Annotated in this window: 17 protein-coding genes; 7 read left to right on the top strand and 10 right to left on the bottom strand. The window is 35.2% G+C overall.

The features are described 5' to 3' along the window. Positions 1–120 precede the first annotated feature (120 nt). The 10 genes from ABZP37_RS09960 to ric form a co-directional block, all read right to left on the bottom strand. On the bottom strand, positions 121–1,386 hold the full coding sequence (locus ABZP37_RS09960; protein WP_366182644.1) for an APC family permease: 1,266 nt from the start codon (positions 1,384–1,386) through the stop codon (positions 121–123). A 422-nt stretch (positions 1,387–1,808) separates the two neighbouring features. Beyond that, a complete protein-coding gene (gene nadB, locus ABZP37_RS09965; RefSeq protein ID WP_366182645.1) occupies positions 1,809–3,335 on the bottom strand; it encodes an L-aspartate oxidase in 1,527 nt (508 codons plus the stop codon). Next, complete coding sequence (gene nadA / locus ABZP37_RS09970) at positions 3,335–4,264, bottom strand: quinolinate synthase NadA (protein ID WP_366182647.1); 930 nt, start codon at positions 4,262–4,264, stop codon at positions 3,335–3,337. The genes nadB and nadA overlap by 1 nt, the downstream gene beginning before the upstream one ends. 141 nt (positions 4,265–4,405) lie before the next feature. Continuing rightward, positions 4,406–4,840: an Rrf2 family transcriptional regulator gene (locus tag ABZP37_RS09975; protein WP_366182648.1), complete on the bottom strand. Its 435-nt coding sequence runs from the start codon at positions 4,838–4,840 to the stop codon at positions 4,406–4,408. 44 nt (positions 4,841–4,884) lie between these two features. Then, positions 4,885–6,120 carry a hypothetical protein gene (locus tag ABZP37_RS09980; RefSeq protein ID WP_366182650.1) on the bottom strand — a complete coding sequence of 412 codons (1,236 nt, stop codon included), beginning with the start codon at positions 6,118–6,120 and terminating at the stop codon, positions 4,885–4,887. Positions 6,121–6,227: 107 nt separating this feature from the next. Next, entirely contained in the window at positions 6,228–6,692 is a 465-nt protein-coding gene (locus ABZP37_RS09985; RefSeq protein WP_366182652.1) for a hemerythrin domain-containing protein, read from the bottom strand. Positions 6,693–6,734: 42 nt separating this feature from the next. Next, the gene (locus ABZP37_RS09990) at positions 6,735–7,451 is read right to left on the bottom strand and encodes an anaerobic ribonucleoside-triphosphate reductase activating protein (RefSeq protein WP_366182654.1); all 717 of its coding nucleotides are present in this window, start codon (positions 7,449–7,451) and stop codon (positions 6,735–6,737) included. Next, positions 7,405–7,572 carry an anaerobic ribonucleoside-triphosphate reductase gene (nrdD, locus tag ABZP37_RS09995; RefSeq protein WP_366182656.1) on the bottom strand — a complete coding sequence of 56 codons (168 nt, stop codon included), beginning with the start codon at positions 7,570–7,572 and terminating at the stop codon, positions 7,405–7,407. The genes ABZP37_RS09990 and nrdD overlap by 47 nt, the downstream gene beginning before the upstream one ends. Before the next feature lie 182 nt (positions 7,573–7,754). After that, positions 7,755–9,860: a ribonucleoside triphosphate reductase gene (locus ABZP37_RS10000; protein ID WP_366182657.1), complete on the bottom strand. Its 2,106-nt coding sequence runs from the start codon at positions 9,858–9,860 to the stop codon at positions 7,755–7,757. 203 nt (positions 9,861–10,063) lie between these two features. After that, complete coding sequence (gene ric, locus ABZP37_RS10005) at positions 10,064–10,792, bottom strand: iron-sulfur cluster repair di-iron protein (protein ID WP_366182659.1); 729 nt, start codon at positions 10,790–10,792, stop codon at positions 10,064–10,066. Between the two features lie 442 nt (positions 10,793–11,234). Here ric and nirK point away from each other — a divergent pair, with 442 nt between their 5' ends. The 7 genes from nirK (at position 11,235) to ABZP37_RS10040 (ending at position 20,368) form a co-directional block, all read left to right on the top strand. Continuing rightward, the gene (gene nirK, locus ABZP37_RS10010) at positions 11,235–12,695 is read left to right on the top strand and encodes a copper-containing nitrite reductase (protein ID WP_366182660.1); all 1,461 of its coding nucleotides are present in this window, start codon (positions 11,235–11,237) and stop codon (positions 12,693–12,695) included. 22 nt (positions 12,696–12,717) lie between these two features. Continuing rightward, positions 12,718–13,095: a cytochrome c gene (locus ABZP37_RS10015; protein WP_366182662.1), complete on the top strand. Its 378-nt coding sequence runs from the start codon at positions 12,718–12,720 to the stop codon at positions 13,093–13,095. Positions 13,096–13,427: 332 nt separating this feature from the next. Continuing rightward, a complete protein-coding gene (locus tag ABZP37_RS10020; protein ID WP_366187522.1) occupies positions 13,428–14,123 on the top strand; it encodes a formylglycine-generating enzyme family protein in 696 nt (231 codons plus the stop codon). Between the two features lie 21 nt (positions 14,124–14,144). After that, positions 14,145–14,777: an SCO family protein gene (locus ABZP37_RS10025; protein WP_366182664.1), complete on the top strand. Its 633-nt coding sequence runs from the start codon at positions 14,145–14,147 to the stop codon at positions 14,775–14,777. Between the two features lie 4 nt (positions 14,778–14,781). After that, positions 14,782–16,044, top strand: a complete 1,263-nt coding sequence (locus ABZP37_RS10030) for an alginate export family protein (protein ID WP_366182666.1) — start codon at positions 14,782–14,784, stop codon at positions 16,042–16,044. Between the two features lie 451 nt (positions 16,045–16,495). Further along, entirely contained in the window at positions 16,496–18,736 is a 2,241-nt protein-coding gene (locus tag ABZP37_RS10035; RefSeq protein WP_366182668.1) for a tetratricopeptide repeat protein, read from the top strand. Positions 18,737–18,889: 153 nt separating this feature from the next. Continuing rightward, a complete protein-coding gene (locus ABZP37_RS10040; protein ID WP_366182669.1) occupies positions 18,890–20,368 on the top strand; it encodes an MFS transporter in 1,479 nt (492 codons plus the stop codon). The last annotated feature ends 7 nt before the right edge of the window (positions 20,369–20,375 follow it).

Raw genomic sequence — 20,375 nt, forward strand, 5'->3', positions numbered from 1 at the left:
ATACAGAGTTGGGCTAAGATTTAGAAAGAAACACTACAAAGTTTATCATTTCTTAGAAATTTCACATTCCAATTTTACTGTTTTGGAGGTGTTTTAGCGGGGCACTCTAGTTGGTTTTGGCTATCTTTTATGAATCCATTCTACGGTAAAGCAAAATGCAATGAGGACTGATGAAATAATTACGCCAAGGATATTGGAAATTAATTGTTGCTGAATTAACGTTATTAACGCAAAGACGCACAAGATGAATCCAACCAAAGGAATTATTTTATTACCCTTTACAGCAGTCGAAAGTTTATAACCTACTAGATTAACCATACTGAAAATTAATAAAAAACCTACGCTTCCTGCCGTAGATATACTTTCTAAATCTAGTGTGTTGACCAAGATTAAAGTAGCAATTGCCATTATCATCAAACCTATGGGTTGGTTCCAAAGTTTAGAAAGGAAATGATGTGATAGTTCATCATCTTCGGCAATTTCATAGCTTACTCTGCTTCCTCCTAAAAGTGATGCGTTAATCGCTGAGAAGGTAGATATTAAAGCGGCTACTGTTATAATAGAAAAGCCAATTTGCCCCAGCATAGGTTTAGCGGCTTCTGCTAAAACATAATCTTCGGCGGTAGCGATTTTTTCAAAGGGAAGCGATCCAACGGTTACAATAGCAATGATTATGTAAAGTAGAATTACAAAAATCACTGAAAAATAATAGGCTCTGGAAATATTTTTTTCAGGTTTTATAATGTCTGGAGCAGCATTTGCAATTAATTCGAATCCTTCATAAGCGACAAAAATAACCATCCCGCCAGCAAATAATTTCGCGGGAGATTCCCAATGGGTGATGGCTAGTTGTGCAATATTTGGATTTTCATTTAAACCATAAATGCCAATACCAATAAATCCAATAAGAATAATCAATTTGATGATAACGGCATAAGATTCTATTTTTCCTATAACCGCAATGCTGTAATAGTTGATGGCTGTAGCTATAATAATAATCGCACTGGCGTAAATATGAAAATCAATATTTTTGTTAGCAGTAATTTCAAATAAATTCGGAGCATAAGAGCCAAATGCAGAAGCATACAAGGAAAGCATTATGATATAGCTCACCCAAAGTAAATTATTGACACCGCCACTAAAAACGGAAATACCAAATCCTTGATTGATGAATTTAACAGTTCCTCCTCTGTTAGGATAGGTTTTGGACAAATTAACGTAGCTGTACGAAGTGATTAAAGCTACAGTTCCAGCTAATAAAAATGCGACTGGTGTACCTCCTTGCGCCAAGGAAACAGCTAGTCCAAGGACTGCAAAAATCCCACCACCAACCATACCACCTATTCCGATGGAAATGGCCTCTTTTAACCCGATTTTTTTATTCATGTAATCCTTTTTTTCTAGTAGAACCAATAGAAAAACACAAGTTACTGCTTCTTTTTAAACTGAACGGTATAAAATATAAAGTTTTTGGTTTTGGTGGAAAATCACTAAGTAAATATGTGGATAAGCTAAGTATTGTAGAAAAAACGCTGTAAATTATGTCATTGCAACGAATGAACTAATCACGGCTATAAATCACGTACCTTTTACTTATTGATGTGAGTACATAGCTTCAATATTTATCATCAAAGTTTGTATAAAACCGCTATTAAAAGTTGAAAAGTACTATCGGTAGAACATGTTGCTTCCTTCTTAATTATCTGAAAGCTCTAATAAACCTTGTTGAATTATATGAAAAATAAGCATATAATTTATTTATAACTTTTTTTCAGAATAACTGTTCAACTTACATATTTAGCGAGGTACTACCTTTTAAATTTAATAAAACCACCACAATTCCCTTGTCTTTCGATAGATTGTATAACAATCAACGTTGCTATAGTTAGCATGTTTAAAAATTCGTAATAAGAAGTATTAGTTTGATGTATTTTGCCTACTTTTTCTATTTCTTTTTCCCATTCCAAAAGTTGTTCTTTAGCATTTAGCAAATCAGTTTCGTATCTGACGATTCCAGCATTTTGTCTCATCAAATGTTGAAGTTTAACTTTTAATGTTGTCAAATATTCAGAATCAATTTCAGATTTTTCTATTTCTTCTACTTTTGGAATTTCAAATAGGGATTTTTTTATTTCTAAATTTGGATTGGTTAAAAATTCATATATTTTATTTGAATAAACCAAAGCTTCCAATAAAGAATTTGAAGCCAGTCTATTAGCACCATGTAAACCTGTTCGCGAACATTCGCCACAAGCAAATAAATTTTCTACGGATGTTTTTCCAGACTGATCTACGGCAATTCCCCCACAAATATAATGTTGCGCAGGGACTACAGGAATCCAATCTTTGGCAATATCCACACCTACATTTTTACAACGCTCATAAATCATTGGGAAATGATTGATGAAAGCCTCCATGTTCAAATGAGTGCAATCAAGGTAAACACAATCATCTTTTGTTTTGGATAATTCTTTTTCGATGCTTTGAGATACAATATCTCTAGAAGCAAGATCGCCTCTAGCATCGTAATCCAGCATAAAAAAATGTCCGTTTTTGGTCCGTAAATGTGCTCCAAAACCGCGAACTGCTTCAGATATCAAAAAGGATGGGCCTACTGATTTATCATATAATGAAGTAGGGTGGAATTGTATAAATTCCATGTCTTTAATTTCTGCGTGAGCACGGTAAGCCATGGCGATTCCGTCTCCAGTAGCAATAATTGGATTGGTGGTGTGTCCATATAAATGACCAATTCCTCCTGTTGCTAAAATAGTAAAATCAGCTGTGAAGGTAATAGTTTCTTTATTTAATTGATTTAAAACATAAGCCCCCAAACAACGGTTGTTATCTGTTATTAAATCAATAGAAAAGTGGTGCGCTAGTACGTCAATATTTTTTTTAAGTTGCACCTGACTCAATATGGCACGTTCAATTTCCTTTCCTGTTTGGTCTTTATGGTGTACAACTCTGTTTTCAGAATGGCCTCCTTCTTTTCCTAAATCTAATGTACCTTCATTGTTTTTGTCAAATTTGGTACCCCATTCAATGAGTTCTTTAAGGCATTTAGGGCCTTCGTTAATGACCATTTCTACTACAGCGGGGTCGCATAAACCGTCCCCACAAATAATAGTATCTTCAATATGTTTTTTATAAGAATCTCCAATTTGGTCCGTTACTATTGCAATACCACCTTGTGCATACTTAGTATTAGATTCGTCTGCAGTAGATTTAGTAACTATAGTGACCGTTTTCTCAGGAAATTGGTTGGCTATTTTTAAAGCTAAGGTTAGACCTGCAACTCCAGATCCTATAATTAGGTAATTAGTTTTGATCATTATTTTGATAATTCCAGCATTCGTTCAATAGGAATCAACGCTTTTTTGATAATGTCTTCAGGAACCGTAACTTCTGGAGATTCATTTAATAAGCAATTGTATAATTTTTGTAAGGTATTCATTTTCATGTAACCGCATTCACTACAAGCACAAGTATTGTCTTCTTTTGCTGGGGCAGGAATTAAAATTTTATTAGGAACTTCTTGTTGCATTTTGTGCAAAATTCCAGCTTCAGTAGCGACAATATATTTATGGTTAGGATCTGTTTTTACAAAATCAATCATACCGGCTGTAGAACCAATGTATTTTGCCGTTTGTAAAATATGTGTTTCCGATTCTGGGTGTGCTATAATCTTTGCATCTGGGTGTTCTTTATAAAGATCAAGTAGTTTTTCTAACGAAAAAGCTTCGTGAACCACACAGGAACCGTCCCAAAGTAACATCTCACGCCCCGTAACTTCCATTACATATTTTCCTAAATTTTTATCTGGTGCAAAAATAATAGGTTTGTCTTTTGGAATTGAATTTACAATTTTTACTGCATTAGATGATGTTACTACAATATCCGTCAAGGCTTTTACTTCGGCAGAACAGTTTACATAAGTAATAACGATATGATCAGGATGTGCATCAGTAAATTTTTTGAATAAATCTGGTGGGCAGGAATCAGCAAGAGAGCAACCTGCATTGGCATCTGGTAAAATAACTTTCTTAGATGGGTTTAAAATCTTAGCAGTTTCGGCCATAAAATGTACTCCTGCAAAAAGGATGATATCAGCATCTGCCTTCACGGCTTCTTGTGATAGCCCTAAACTATCACCTACATAATCGGCTACATCTTGAATATCGGATTCTTGATAATAATGGGCCAAAATAACCGCATTTTTCTCTTTTTTCAAGGCCAATATTTTTTCTTTAAGATCTTTCATTCCTAATAAATTTGATTTTTTAGTTTAACTATGAATTTGTTGTAAATACATACGTATTTTCAACGATTATTGAATTACAAAATGTATTTATAAAAACTATTTTGTTGGATTTTTTTCATTTCTAGATTTGTAAAAACAAAATTAATACCTTAAAAAGGTATCTCCTGATTTAATTCCTAGAGCCAATTCTTCAAGATTTGTATTCTCTAACATGAAACTTAATTCGTTTCTAATGATTTTGAATTTATCATGAACCGGACATGGATGTGTCTCGGAACAGTGACTGAGTCCCAATCCGCAACCTGTAAAGATACTATCTCCTTCTAAAGCCGTTACAATATGTGATAATTTGATATCTTTCATTTTCTCCTTTTCAATTTCAAAACCACCACCAACACCTTTTATAGAATCAATAATTTTGTCTTTAGATAAAATCTGAAGGATTTTAGCAGTAAAGGCTTCTGGAGAATCAATTTTTTTGGCAATGTCCTTCAATCCAACTCTTTTATTTTGATAAGATTCTGAAGCTATAAAAATGGTGGCTCGAATGCCATATTCACAGGTTTTTGAAAACATAATTTGTTTTTGTCAAAATTACGAAATAAGTTTTATTTTAGGTGTTAAATTGGATTGTTTTGGGTAGTAACTTGTTTTCTTTTTACATGACTTAGTAAATCTCCAGTAATCAGCAAAAGTCCAATGGCTAAAAGAACACTACCTACAAACAAACTTAGATAATAGTGAGGAAGCATTCCCGTTTCAAAGAATAAGCATAAACCTTGTAGAAATAAAAGCATTTCGGTAGCTACAAAACCGGTTAGAAAGACTTGGATTCCCCATTTTTGAATAACATTTTGAACATTTATAAAATTATTTTTCAATGCAAATCCAAATAAAAAACCAGTGATAATACCAAGCATGGTTAAATGAATGTATCCAATTACAAAATTCCTGATTTGATGCGACATTTGAGCTAATTCGGGAAATAATACAATCAATTGAATTCCGATTTTTAGTATTAAAGAAAGTAATGCAAAACCATAAACTATTTTTTCTAAAGAAGATAAAGTACCAAAAAAGACTTGTAATTGTGATCTAGCGTTTTGAATAAAAAGTACAGCAGCAACCAATTGTAGCACCACACCAACTACATTTATCCAATAAAAAACAGGATTGGTAAGAAACCAACTTACCGGCAAGGCCAAAGTCATGATCGTTGCAATAACGAATAAGCTGTAAAACAAACGGAATTTCTTCTCGTCAATTTTTAACTGAATTTGTTTAAAAAACAAAGCTAAAACCGCAAACAGAAACCAACCATTAAATTGAAAATGTAGAAAATACTGAATACATATTTGATAAAAAGCACTTGATTTCCCTAGTAATCCAACTGCTGGTCCCAAACACCAAACACCGAAAGTAGAAAAAACCATAAAAAGTAAAGCGGTGCGCAACATTCTTTTTTCGGGGAAAGTAGTGGGTTTTGCGTCTTTCCAAATGAGTCGAGCAAAATAATAACTGCAAAAAATATGAAGGGTAGAAAATAGGATAGAAACAAAAGCATAACCTTGAGCAGGGAAATCCAGCATCATGCCAATGACGGCGACTTCGGTAATCCAAAATAAGCGATTGTAAATTCGTTTTTGTTGTGCTTCTTTTGGAATAAAATTATAAACGATTAAACAATACAACATCATATAAACCCAGCCCAACATGGCTACGTGAGAATGACCATGCATTAAAAACTGAAAATTCACGCCTTCGATTGGGGAAACATACATCCAACGAAGGAGCAGTCCCATTAACGAGGCAATAAAAAAATTTACAAAACAAATTACTATCCAATGTTTTTTCATAATCAATCTCTAATACGAACCGTAACTTTTTGCTGAATTTTAAAAATATAACCATTGATAAATTATGGGTATAAAGCCTTAACTTATTATTGGTTCAAAATATAATTTTAAAGCCAAAATGTATTATCATCTTTTTCAACAAAAGCTTCTTCTGTATGGATTTCTTTAATTTTAGCTAATTGATCCGCGGTGGCTACTTTTTGAATTTCAGCAAATAATACGCGCTCTTCAAAACGAATGTGTGCTTCCAATTCTTTATCAATTAGACTAAGATTTTCTTTTAAATCGGTAGTAGCGTTGAATAAATCTTTGAGACGACTATGTTCTGACAACGCTTGTTCAATCAATGGATTATCATTGCCTAAAATCGTAAAAATATATTTTTCTTCTAATTCAAAATGAGGTTTTAGATGATTTTCAAAAAACCAATCAGTGTATTCTTTAATGCATTCTAGAGGAACTTCCTTTTTTATTCCAGTGCGTATTTTCCAGCATAGCAATAATCCTTGATGATGGTCGTGACTTACAGGTTGTAATTCAGGGGCTCTTTTTAATGGTTTAGTATCGCTCATGAGCTATTTTTAAATTAATGGTTTATAAATAAAATAGAATAATCACCCTCTAAAATGTATTTTTATTTTTTCTGTCGAAAGGTTTTCTTTTTCTAATTCTTTAAACGAATACCCTAGTTTTTCAATAGTAGTCGTTCCGTTTACAAAATGCTGAATGTAATAATTGCCTACGTATCCTGCTTTTTCCAAATAAAGAATCATTCGATGAATATCTTCTTTTTTAAGTAAATCAGAATGTACGGTAGTTCGAACTTCAAACGGCAACTGACTTTCGAGCAATAAATGTAGTGACTTTTCGAAAGGGATAAAAAGATTCGATTGTGTTATTTTTTCAAAATTATCTGGCATCGCCTTAAAATCAAGAGCAACATAGTCAATCAACTCTTTTTTGATTAATTCCTCAAGTACTTTGGGTTGTGAACCATTGGTATCTATTTTGACCAGAAAGCCCATTTTTTTGACTTCTTCAATAAACAAAATACTCTTTTTGTGAAGTAAACATTCGCCTCCGCTAAAGACTACGGCATCTAGTAATTGTTTCCTGCTGTTCAAGAATTCTAATATTTTTTCGAAAGAAATACTTCCTTTACCAAAAACAATTTCGGGATTATAGCAATACAAACACCGCATATTACAGCCTGCAAACCAAAGAATGCAAGCTGATTTATGTGGGTAATCTAATAAGGTAAATGGAGTGATGCTATAAATTGGTTTAGCAACATTTTCTTTCTGTAAAATGGGTACGTTGTTTGTGTTCACCTTTTTTTCCTATGTTAAAACTTTCTACTGGTCTGTGATACCCCATTACACGAGTATATACCAGGCATTTTGTTCTCAATTTTTGATTTTCTTCTAGAATTTGATGTGCTGTTGTTTTCATGGTTTTTTGTTTAAAAGTTTAACTGGTTATTTGTTTAAAGGTTTAGAGTTTAAAATTGTTTAGAGGTTAATTGTTTTAACAGTTTAGTGTCTAAATTGTTTAAAGTTTTAGATTATTGATGTAATAAGATTTCAAATTTGTAGTTCACCATTAACCAGTTCACCAGTTAAACTTTTAACCCCTTAAATCTTTAAACTTTTCTCTTTCTCTTCAATCAATATTTCATCACATTTTGGGCAATATTCATGTTCGCCATTCAAATAACCGTGTACGGGACAAACGCTAAATACGGGAGTCACCGTGATATAAGGCAATTTGAAATTGGAGATTACTTTTTTGACAAACTGCTTGCATGCTTCTGGTGAACTGATTTTCTCACTCATATAAAGATGAAGCACCGTTCCGCCAGTGTATTTGCATTGCAATTGGTCTTGCAACAATAAAGCTTCAAACGGGTCTTGCGTAAAATCTACCGGAATTTGGGAGCTGTTGGTATAATAAATATTCTCTTCTTGACCCGCTTGAATGATGTCTGCATATCGTTTTTTGTCTTCTTTAGCAAAACGATAGGTTGTCCCTTCGGCAGGAGTTGCTTCTAGATTATAAAGATTTCCCGTTTCTTCTTGAAATTCTTTCATTCGGTTTCGAATGTGGTCCAGGATTTCGGCAGCGAATTCTATTCCAGTGTCGGAGGCAATAGTGTCTTCATTGTTCGTAAAATTCTGAATCATTTCGTTCATTCCGTTTACACCAATGGTCGAAAAGTGATTTCTGAAATGTTGCAAATACCGCTTGGTGTACGGATACAATCCACGGTCATACATTTCTTGAACGAACACTCTCTTTTTCTCCAAAGTCGCTTTTGCAATGTATAAAAGATGGTCTAGTTGTTTGAATAATTCGAACTTATCACCTTTGTATAAATAACCCAAACGAGCCATGTTTACGGTTACGACACCAATACTTCCGGTCATTTCGGCACTACCAAACAAGCCGTTTCCACGTTTCAGTAACTCCCTTAAATCCAGTTGCAAACGACAACACATACTGCGAACCGCATTGGGTTTGTAAGCGTTTTCGTTTTCAATTTGGTTGCCGTTTTCATCCAAAACATATTGACTGCCAATAAAATTTTGAAAATAAGACGAACCAATTTTGGCGGTGTTTTCAAACAACAATTCGGTGTTTTCTCCATCCCAATCAAATTCTTCGGTAATATTCACCGTCGGAATCGGGAAGGTAAAAGGTTGTCCGTTGGCATCACCTTCGGTCATTACGGTATAATAGGCTTTGTTGATAAGATTCATTTCTTTCTGGAAATGTTCATATCTCAAATCGGTTAATTTTTCGACACCTCTTTCATTGGCACGTACCAAAAGGTCATATTTAAAATTACTTTCGAAAAAATGCAAATCATTTTTGGTCGGAATCTGAGTTTTCAAATCTTCGGGAACCACCCAGTCCAAAGTAATATTCGTAAAAGGCGATTGTCCCCAACGAGCAGGAACATTCAAATTATAGACAAAACTACGAACGGCTTTCAGTACATCATCAAAGGACAAATCGTCTGCAAAGACGTAAGGAGCTAAATAGGTATCAAACGAACTAAAGGCTTGCGCACCTGCCCATTCGCTTTGCAAAATTCCAAGAAAATTGGCCATTTGTCCCAGAGCTTCTCTAAAATGAGAAGGAGCTTTGCTCTCCACACGTCCTCGAACTCCGTTGAAACCGTCGTTCAGCAAAACCCGTAAGCTCCAACCAGCGCAATAACCAGTAAGGCAATCCAAATCATGAATGTGAATGTCTCCATTACGGTGTGCGTAGCCTTCTTCTTTAGTGTATACCTTGTCCAACCAATAATTAGCTATCACTTTCCCAGCAACATTATTGACTAATCCCGCATTGGAATAGGAGGTATTGGCATTGGCATTGATGCGCCAATCGGTTTGTTCGATATATTCTTCAATGGTTTGCGTACTATCTACATAAGTAGTGTCGTCGTTCAAACCGTTTACATGTTCTCTTTGAAGTTTGCGAGTATGACGAAACAACATAAACGAACGCATCACTTCAAAATAATTATTCTCAAAGAAAGCTTTTTCGATTAAATCCTGGATTTCCTCAACAGCCCAAACTTCTTTGGTTTCGAGTATTTCATTAACACTATCAAAAATACTTTCCTCAACAACTACAGAGGCACTTTTGAAACTCTTTTCAATAGCATCTTTAATTTTAAAAGACTCAAACGGTTCGTATTTTCCATTTCTTTTGATAACGTATTTCTCCATAGTTGTTGTTTTTTAAGTTGCTAAGTGACTAAGTTTCTGAGTGACTAATTTTTTTTATTTCTTACCTTAAAAATCAGATTCTTATCTGCTTAATGTTTTGCCTTGTTTTTTAATTTATTGTGTTTTAAACTTAGAAGCTAAGAAACTTAGCATCTCAGCAACTTTCTTTGATACTTAGCAGCTTAGAAACTTAGCAACTTTCTCTACTGTTCTGCAAATTCTTTTTCTAAAGCCACTGCTTTTGGGAACAAAATGTTGTTTTCCAAATGAATGTGTTTGTGTAAATCTTGTTCAAATTCTTGTAGCATTGCAAAAGTCACTTTGTAGGTATTACAAGCATCAGCTGGCGGAGTGTAATTGTTGGTCAGTTCTACAATTTTAGCAAAACGGTCTCCTTCTGCTTCGTGCTCTGCCATCATCATCGCAATCGGGTTTTTAACGGTTCCAAAGTGAGGTTGTGCAATTAATTCATCAGAAATTGATGCGGTAACCATTTTTTTAATAAAAGGAAATAACATCAATTCTTCTTTTTTCATGTGTTGTGTTAGTTCTCCTGCGCAACCTTTGAAGAGTTCGTTGATTTTAAATAATTCAGGATGACTTGCTCCATGAACTTTACATAATTTATCCAAAAACTGAAGTAATGTTGGTGTTTTTTCTTCAACATAACGATGGTGTGTTTTTTCGATATAATCAGCTAAAAGATCTAATGGCCATGCATTAAAATCGATTCCAGAATCACTTTTAGTATTCAAAACAGCTTCAATTTCGATTTGTAAATCTTCTGGTTTTACAGCTTTTTTTTCACAAACTTCTTCTACAGTTCTATTTCCTTTGCAGCAAAAATCAATGCCGTATTTTGAGAATAAAGCGGCTGTTCTAAAATCTTTTGCTACATATTCTCCAATTGTAATTTTTTCTAAAGTTTCCATATTGTTGTTTTTATATTTATTTGAATAAGCAAATTTAGTAATTATTTTTAATAAAAGATAAATTTATCCTTAATTAAATTATTTTTTATAATTCACTGTTAGTTAGTATGTTGTTGCTTTTTGTATTATGTTTTTTGAATTTCTACTATTAGGAGTGTAGTGACCTTGCTAAAATTATTTTTACTAGAAATCATGCCTTTTACTTAGTCTTAAATTCATTTTTGAAGTGGAGAGTATTCAAATAGTTCAGATTTGGGTACGAATATTAGACCTTTTTTTATTTACTTGCTTCAAGTCGATTTTGGTTTAAATAATCAATCTTAAAAATAAGTTAAAAACATGATTTTTATCATCTTTTGAGTGAAGCTTCTATTGTACATTTACCGAAATAAAAGACAAAAATATCTTTTATTTGAAAGTCGTTATTTTAAACCATATAAATATGAAAAACCAATTGAATTTTAGAAAATTCCCGCAAGTATTTGCCTTTGTATTATTTGCTTCTTTGGCATTCTTTTCTTGTAAGAACAAGGACGAAAAGGACAAAAATTATGAAAATGTAGAGGTTGAAGGTCAAAAAGAAGCAGAACTTACTTCGCCACCCTTAGTGCCAAAACCAGTAGGCGATAGACCAGCAATGAAGTTGGTTGTCAATATGGAAATCCTTGAGCGAGAAGGCGAGATGGTCGATGGAACCAAATACATTTATTGGACTTTTGGAGGAACGGTACCAGGAAGTTTTATTAGAACCAGAGTTGGTGATGAGATAGAATTCCATTTAAAAAACCATCCAGACAATAAGCTACCGCACAATATCGACTTACATGCCGTAACAGGACAAGGTGGTGGTGCAGCAGCATCGATCGTAGCTCCAGGACACGAGAAAGTGTTTAATTTTAAGACCTTAAATCCAGGTTTGTATGTGTACCATTGTGCAACTGCACCGGTAGGAATGCACATTGCCAACGGAATGTACGGACTGATTTTGGTTGAACCAGAAGGTGGATTACCGCCAGTGGATAAGGAATACTACGTGATGCAAGGTGACTTCTATACCAAAGGAAGTTATGGAGAACAAGGAATGCAACCTTTCGACATGAATAAAGCGGTAAAAGAAACGCCAGATTACGTTGTATTTAATGGTAAAGTGGGTGCCATTGCTGGTGATAATGCATTAACTGCCAAAGTAGGCGAAACAGTACGTATTTATATGGGTAATGGTGGGCCGAACTTAGTGTCTTCTTTCCACGTGATTGGGGAAATTTTTGACAAAGTACACGTTGAAGGTGGCGAAACAATTAATAAAAATGTGCAAACTACTTTGATTCCAGCTGGTGGAGCGGCAATTGTAGAGTTCAAAGTAGATGTTCCTGGAACATTCATCTTGGTTGACCACTCAATCTTTAGAGCATTTAACAAAGGTGCTTTGGGAATGTTAAAAGTAGAAGGGCCAGAGAATAAAAAATTATTTGCAGGTACAACTCAAGAAGGAATTTATTTACCTGAAGGAGGAACCATTCAAAATATGCCTGCACGTAAAAAAGAGGAAGCGCCATCTGTTGCAAAAACGCTACCTGAGCAAATCAAAGCGGGTAAAGGGATTTATGGAACCACTTGTTTTGCTTGCCACCAATCCGAAGGACAAGGGATTCCAAATGCGTTCCCTCCATTGGCAAAGTCAGACTACTTGAATGCTGACCCAAAACGTGCTATTCATGCGGTAATAAGAGGATTAAGTGGCGAAATTACAGTTAACGGTAAAAAAATCAATAGTGTAATGCCAAGTCAGAACTTAACCGATGATGAGGTTGCAGATGTATTGACTTATGTATACAGCAGCTGGGGAAATAATAAAACAACGGTTACACCAGCAATGGTAAAAGCGGAAAGAAGTAAAAAATAAATTCTAAATAAATAATAAAGTCATGAAAAAGTACATTTTAGGACTTGCAATTTTAGGTTTTGGATTGCAAGGGTATAGTCAAGATGCAAACAAAGGTAAAGCAGTTTATAATAAAACGTGTGTCGCTTGTCATCAAGCAACGGGAGCTGGAATTCCAGGAGCATTTCCTCCATTGGCAAAATCAGATTACTTAAATACCGATGTAAACCGTGCCATAAAGCAAGTCATCAAAGGATCTTCGGCTCCTATGACTGTTAACGGTAAAAAGTACACAACACCAATGCCTGCACAAGCTTTGACCGATCAACAAGTAGCAGATGTACTTACTTATGTATATGCCAATTGGGGTAATAGCAAAAAAGTAATTACAGTTGCCATGGCAAAAGCGCAACGTAAATAAAATACCATTTTGCCTTTTAATTTACCATTTAGAGATTAAGAACCATTAAGCTAAATTTTCTTAATTTCTTAATGGTGAAAAAAACATTTTCAAAATGGTAAATTTTAAAGGATACAGGTGTAAGAAATCTATTGAGTTGATTAATTAAAGATTGAAAAAAATCCGTTTTTATCTGCTTAAATCTGCGTCATCTGCGTGCAAATAATCTCGTTGTCCGCATGGCGGACAATCAAATAACCTAAAACCAAAGCCTCTCCATGTCTTTATTACATAAAATAGCAAGTTTCTTTCTATTGTTTGCATGGGGCATTCTTGGTGCTCAAGAAGTAAAAATGGTACCTATAAACGGGGGGACTTTTGTTCCCCTTTATGGTGCAACTGCCAAAAAACCTACCAAAGTAGATTCGTTTAAAATGGATGTTTATCCTGTTACCAATGTGCAATATCTAGCTTTTGTAAAAAAATATCCAGCCTACAGCCGTTCCAAAATTATTGGTTTGTATGCCGATAAAAGTTATTTAAATCAATGGAAAAGCGATTTTGATTATGGTAAAAATAACCTGAGTAACGCACCGATAACCAATGTTTCTTGGTTTGCAGCCAAAAAATATTGTGAGTGTCAAGGAAAACGTTTGCCGTCTATGGACGAATGGGAATATGTAGGTATGGCCGATGAAAAACGGTCTGATGCCCGTACCAAACAAGAATTCAATAAATTTATTTTGTCTTGGTACGAAAAACCAAATTCTGCTATTAATGAAGTGGGACACACCTACAAAAATTATTGGGGCGTGTACGACATGCACGGATTGGTGTGGGAATGGACATCCGATTTCAATAGCATTTTTCTATCAGGAGAATCCAGGAAAGATAAAGATACCGACAGAAATCTCTTTTGCGGAAGCGGTTCTATCAACGCAACCGACTTGATGAACTATGCTGCCTTTATGCGCTACGCTTTTAGAGGAAGTTTGAAAGCAACTTATAGTACCAAAAACTTAGGTTTTAGATGTGCGCAAGACAAATAAATTTATCCAAAAATCAATACAATGAAATCAATCCTAACATCAAAACGAAATAGCTTTCTTAAAAAAGGAATGGCTGTTTTATTTCTCTTGACAATCCTTTTCACTTTCGAAAATTGCAAAAAAAAGGAGGCCGAAGTAAAGGAGAAAACCATTTCGGACTTGTCGATTTATAATTTACCATCCAAATGGACCAACCAAAACGGTCAGGAAATCGAAATGAAACAGTTAAAAGGAAAAGTATTGGTCATGGTCATGATTTATACTTCCTGCAAAGCTGCTTGTCCTCGTTTGGTGGCAGATATGCGTAATATAGAATCTCGATTGCCAGAGGATATTAAGAAAGATGTAAAGTTGGTTTTAATCAGTATTGACCCAAAAACCGATACTCCAGAACGTTTAAAAGAGTTTTCAATCGCCAATAAAATGGAAGGAGAACAATGGGAATTCTTGCGTTCTACCGAAGAAAACACTAGAGAGTTTGCAGCAGTGTTGGCTGTAAATTACAAGAAAATTGCTCCTTTGGATTTCTCTCATTCGAATATTATCAGCGTTTTTAATGCCGAGGGTGAACTTACTTTTCAACAAGAAGGATTGGGGGTGAATTCAGACAACACTGTACAGAAAATCATTGAAGAAGCTAAAAAAATAAATTAATAAAATGAAATTACTAAAAATAATCAGTTTGTCATTATTGACAATGACTGGAGTAGGAGCAATTGCTCAAGAATTTGACGCTAGTTTGCAATTGCGTCCTCGTTATGAGTACCGCAACGGCTTTAGTAAATTAATTGCCAACGGCGAAAGTCCAACTTCATTTGTTTCGCAACGTTCTCGTTTGAATATGAATTTCAAACAAGATAAATTGAAAACCAAATTAAGTCTACAAAACATTCGCACTTGGGGAGATGTTGCGACGACGACTCAGACTGACAAAAATGGAGTTGCCGTATTCGAAGCTTGGGGACAATATGATTTGAATCCCGATTGGAATGTACGTTTAGGACGTCAAGTGATTTCGTATGACAACCAACGTATTATGGGCGAAATTGACTGGATTCAACAAGGACAAAGTCATGATGCCCTTGTGTTTTCGTATCATAAAAAAAGCAACCAATTGGATTTAGGATTTGCCCTAAACGCAGCGGCAGAAAATAATTTAGCACCAACCACTCCATATACGGTGAATTACAAAGCCATGCAATATGCTTGGTACCACACCCAATTGGACAAAATAAGTGCAAGTTTTCTATTCTTGAATACGGGTTATCAATACGCCAAAACGCCTAGCGATTTGGAGGTAGATTACAAACAAACCTTTGGAACTTATTTGGTTTTCAAAGACAAAAAGTGGGATGCCAATTTGGGTGTGTATGCGCAAACGGGTAAAAGTGTCGGTCAAGATGTGGATGCTTGGACTGTGGCTGCCAATTTGATGTATGCTGCTTCAACCAAATTCAAAGTAGGTTTGGGCTACGAATACCTTTCAGGAAAAGACCAAGACGATAGCAGTGCAGGATTCAAATCTTTCACACCATTGTTTGGAACCAACCACGCTTTCAACGGATATATGGATTATTTCTATGTCAAAAATCACGTGAATAGCGTAGGCTTGCAAGATGTGTTTTTGAAACTGAATTATTCAGCAAACAAATGGCAATTCAATTTGATTCCGCATGTATTCAATGCCGCCAACACGGTTTTGGATAGTTCAAGCAACAAAATGGACAGTTACCTAGGTACAGAGGTTGATTTGACCGCCAGTTATGCCGTTCAAAAAGACATTATGCTCTCCGGTGGCTATTCTCAAATGTTTGGGTCTAGTACTTTGGAACGCATCAATGGCGTAGCAAATCCAGCCAATACCAACAATTGGGCTTGGTTGATGGTTTCGATAAGTCCAAAACTATTTTCGATAAAATAAAAAAAGCAGCATTATTTGGGCGTGCCCCTTCGTAAAAACTACGGGTCAGGCTGTTCGCTATATCTTTTTTGGGGCAAAAAAAGCCCCAAAAAAGGATGCCGCTACCATCCTTCACGCAAATACACGACACGTTTATTTGGTCAATAAATAAAAATATAACAATCTAATTATATAGCTTTTTAGTACAACAGTAGTTTCAATTGCCTCTAGCTTTAGCTGGAGGGAAAATAAAGCAATTGTAGTATTGGCTTTAGCCAAGATCATCTACTATTTGGCTAAAGCCAAATAGCTTATTTCTGATTTTATACTTCCAGCTAAAGTTGGAGGCAATGCAACTTTTGGAAAACTAACCACTCTGAATTACAATCTAATTACTAATTCAACCTCAGGATCAAAAGGCTATAAATTCATTTTTATGGCCTTTTTTTAGATTTTTTTTAATTCATCAATTATGTATCGCAAACCACTACTCATTATCGGACTTGTATTGCTGCTTTTTGTAGCATTTAGATTTTATTTTTTGCCTCAATTTGATGCCAAAGACGGAATTTTTTCAAAAATAGAATCCAATAAAATAGCGTATGTGGGTGATGTATCTTGCAAAGAATGTCATAACGGTCAGCATAACGAATGGTCGGATTCACACCATTATAAATCCATGTTGCCGCCCAACGATTCAACAGTAAAAGGGGACTTTAACAACATCACTTTTACCGCAGATGGTGTGACGAGCCGATTCTTCAAAAAAGGAAAAAAATTCTACATCAACACCCAAGGAAGTGATGGTGCCAATCATGATTTTGAAGTCAAATACACTTTTGGTTTTACGCCATTGCAACAATATTTAATTGAATTTCCAGGCGGACGCTTGCAAGTATTGCGCACAAGTTGGGATGTTAACAAAAAGAAGTGGTTTAACCAATATCCGGGAGAAAAAATCCCTGCACACGACTGGTTGCACTGGACAGGGAATGCACAAAACTGGAATACCATGTGTGCCTACTGCCATTCGACCAATATTCATAAAAATTATGATAGCGAAAAAGATGTTTACAAAACCAGTTATAGTGTGGTAAATGTGAGCTGCGAAAGTTGCCACGGTCCAGGCAAAAAACATATTGATTTTGTAAAAGGTGGGGATTATAAATCGGGGGATAGAATAGAAGGAAGTTATCTGAAACTTCCTAAAAACGCCAGTCAAGCCGATGAAATTTTGGTTTGTACCCCTTGTCACGTTCGGGCTGGCGAGATTAGTTCCAAGAAAATAGATAGCAAGGAATTATTGGATAATTATATTCCGGAAATTCCATCCACAGAGAACTTTTTTGCAGACGGACAAATTGACGATGAAGATTTTATATACACATCTTTTATGCAAAGTAAAATGTATAGTCAAGGTGTAACATGTAGTAATTGCCATAATCCACATTCTACTAAACTGAAAAAAGTAGGGAATCAAACTTGTTTACAGTGTCACGTTCCGGCTACTTATGATGTGCAATCTCATACCAATCATGCTGTTGGTAGTGCAGGTGCTTTGTGCGTAAGTTGTCACATGCCGGGTAAATTGTACATGGGGAATGATTTGCGTCACGACCACAGTTTTAGAGTGCCACGACCAGATTTATCGGTAAAATATGGTACGCCAAATGCGTGTAGTAATTGCCACAAAGACAAAACCGAAAAGCAACTTGCTAGTGCGGTTGAAAAATGGTTTGGAACCAAAAGAAAATACCACTTTGCCGATGATTTAATCCCCGGAAGCAAGCTGGACGCCAATAGCGAAAAACATTTGGTACAATTAATTAAACAAGCGACAACTCCAAATATTGTGAAAGCTACAGCTGTTTTTTATTTAGGAAGCATTCAGACCAATTCGAGTTTAAAAACGCTTTTGGAATGTTTGCATCAACCCGATGCACAAGTTCGTTATCGAACGTTACGAAGCTTAAATAATTTTGAATATTCGACTTGGATTAATAATGTTGGCCCATTATTGACAGATAAAGTTCGAGCCGTGAGAATTGCTGCTGCCGATTTGTATATTGGGATTCCCGTTGATAAAATCCCGTCGAATTGGACTGAAGATTTTGCGCTTGCGCAAAAAGAACTCAAAGATTATCTCTACTATCAAACCGATTTTTCTACAGGAAATGTAATGATGGGCGACTACTATTTAAAGTTGAATGATTATGCGAATGCAGAGAAATATTATTTGAAAGGTTTACGAAAAGACAGTCAGATGAATTATGCTTTGTTGAATTTGTCTACTATATATAATTCGCAAGGAAACAACGATAAAGCATTATTGGCATTGAAAGTAGCGGCTAAAAACGATTCCAAAAATGACCGCGTTTTTTACAATATGGCGTTGTTGTACAATGAAATGAATAATAAAGTTGAAGCCGAAAAAGCATTTGGAAAAGCGGTACAATTAGAATCAAGAAATTCAAGAGTTTACTATAACTATGGATTGCTTTTACTCGAAAAAAATAAGTTTCAAGAGGCAGTTGCCGTGCTTGAAAAAGGGATTTCTATAAGTCCCAATGAACCCGATTTGCATTACGCACTAGCATTTGTTTACCGTCAAAGTAATAATATGACCAAAGCAAAACAATCGGTTTTGAAGTTAAAATCACTAGCACCCAATAATCCTAGTTATCAGGAATTATATAAAGCAATGGGTATGTAATGGTGTGTTTTAACAAGGCTATAATTCGATTTATTTTTCCGAACTCTGATATTTATCATATAATAAGCTGTTTTTAGGGATTACTTTTGCTTCATCAAATAAAGGATTTTAATGTCTTTTATTGAGAATTGTATAATTTAAGAGAAGCAAAAAATGAGTAATTTATCACAATCACATCGAATGTTATTTTTGAATACACTCGCATTCACCATATGTTTCGCGTGTTGGACTTTGAATGGTGTTTTGGTTACTTTTTTAGTAGATAGAGGCATTTTTAATTGGTCAGTTGTTGAGGTGGGTTGGTTACTCGGAATTCCAATTTTATCTGGTGCCATCTTTAGGTTGCCAATCGGAATTTTAACCGACAAGTTTGGAGGTAAAATTATCTACTCTGCATTGCTATTCCTTTGTGCGATTCCGTTGTTTTTATTGCCTTATGCCAATTCGTTTTGGAGTTTTGCTGTCCTAAGTTTTCTGTTTGGATTGGTCGGAACAAGTTTCGCAGTTGGTATTGCTTATACTTCGGTTTGGTACCCAAAAAACTGGCAAGGTAGAGCATTAGGAATTTTCGGAATGGGAAATGCAGGTGCAGCCATCACCACTTTTGTAGCACCAACTCTTTTAAATTATTTCTCGAAAGAGGACGCAGTAAATGGCTGGAAAATGTTACCCGTAAGTTATGCTATTGTTTTGGTATGCATCGGTCTCGTATTTGTCGTTTTTACTAAAAATAAAAAACCAGAAGGAGAATCAAAAAATCTAAAAACACTTTTGACTCCGTTGAAATCGGCTAGAGTTTGGCGATTTGGAGTGTATTACTTCTTGGTTTTTGGTTGTTTTGTGGCGTATTCACAATGGTTGTTGCCAAATTTCATGAATGTCTATCACACCACTTTGGTCATGGGCGGAATGTTTGCAACGATGTTCAGTTTGCCTGGCGGTGTAGTTCGTGCTTTGGGAGGTTACCTGTCTGATAAATATGGCGCTCGACAAGTAATGTATTGGGTTTTGGGTTCTACGATGGCGATTAGTTTTTTGCTGATGTTTCCAAAAATGGAATTGTTTACTTCAGGTCCTGGTATCATGGCAAATAATGCGGGTGTAGTTTCCAAAGTTTCCGAACATGGATTGGTATTAAACGGGAATGATTACAGTATTAAACCAAGAGTAGATGGTGTTTTGACAGACGCTTCGGTTTTACCAGTTAAAACTTCTTGGCAAGAAATAATAGTTAAAGAAAATCAAACCGTAAAAAAGAAAGAATTACTTGCTAAAGGTGTTACGCAAATTAAGTTTTCTGCCAATATGTGGGTGTATGTAATTCTGGTGGTTTTAATCGGGATTTCATGGGGAATTGGGAAAGCTGCAGTTTACAAACACATACCCGAATATTTTCCAAATGAAGTAGGAGTTGTAGGTGGAATGGTTGGATTAATTGGAGGTTTAGGAGGTTTCTTCGGGCCAATTATTTTTAGTTATTTACTCAATTTTACAGGACTTTGGACAAGCTCTTGGTTGTTTATTTTCGTCATTTCTACAATATGTTTATTATGGATGCACAACACTATTATAAAAATATTGAGAAAGAAAAATCCAGATTTTAGTCGTGAAATCGAACACATTAATCATTAAAAGAAAA

The sequence above is a fragment of the Flavobacterium ovatum genome (assembly GCF_040703125.1).
In the GTDB taxonomy this organism is placed as follows: Bacteria; Bacteroidota; Bacteroidia; order Flavobacteriales; family Flavobacteriaceae; genus Flavobacterium; species Flavobacterium ovatum.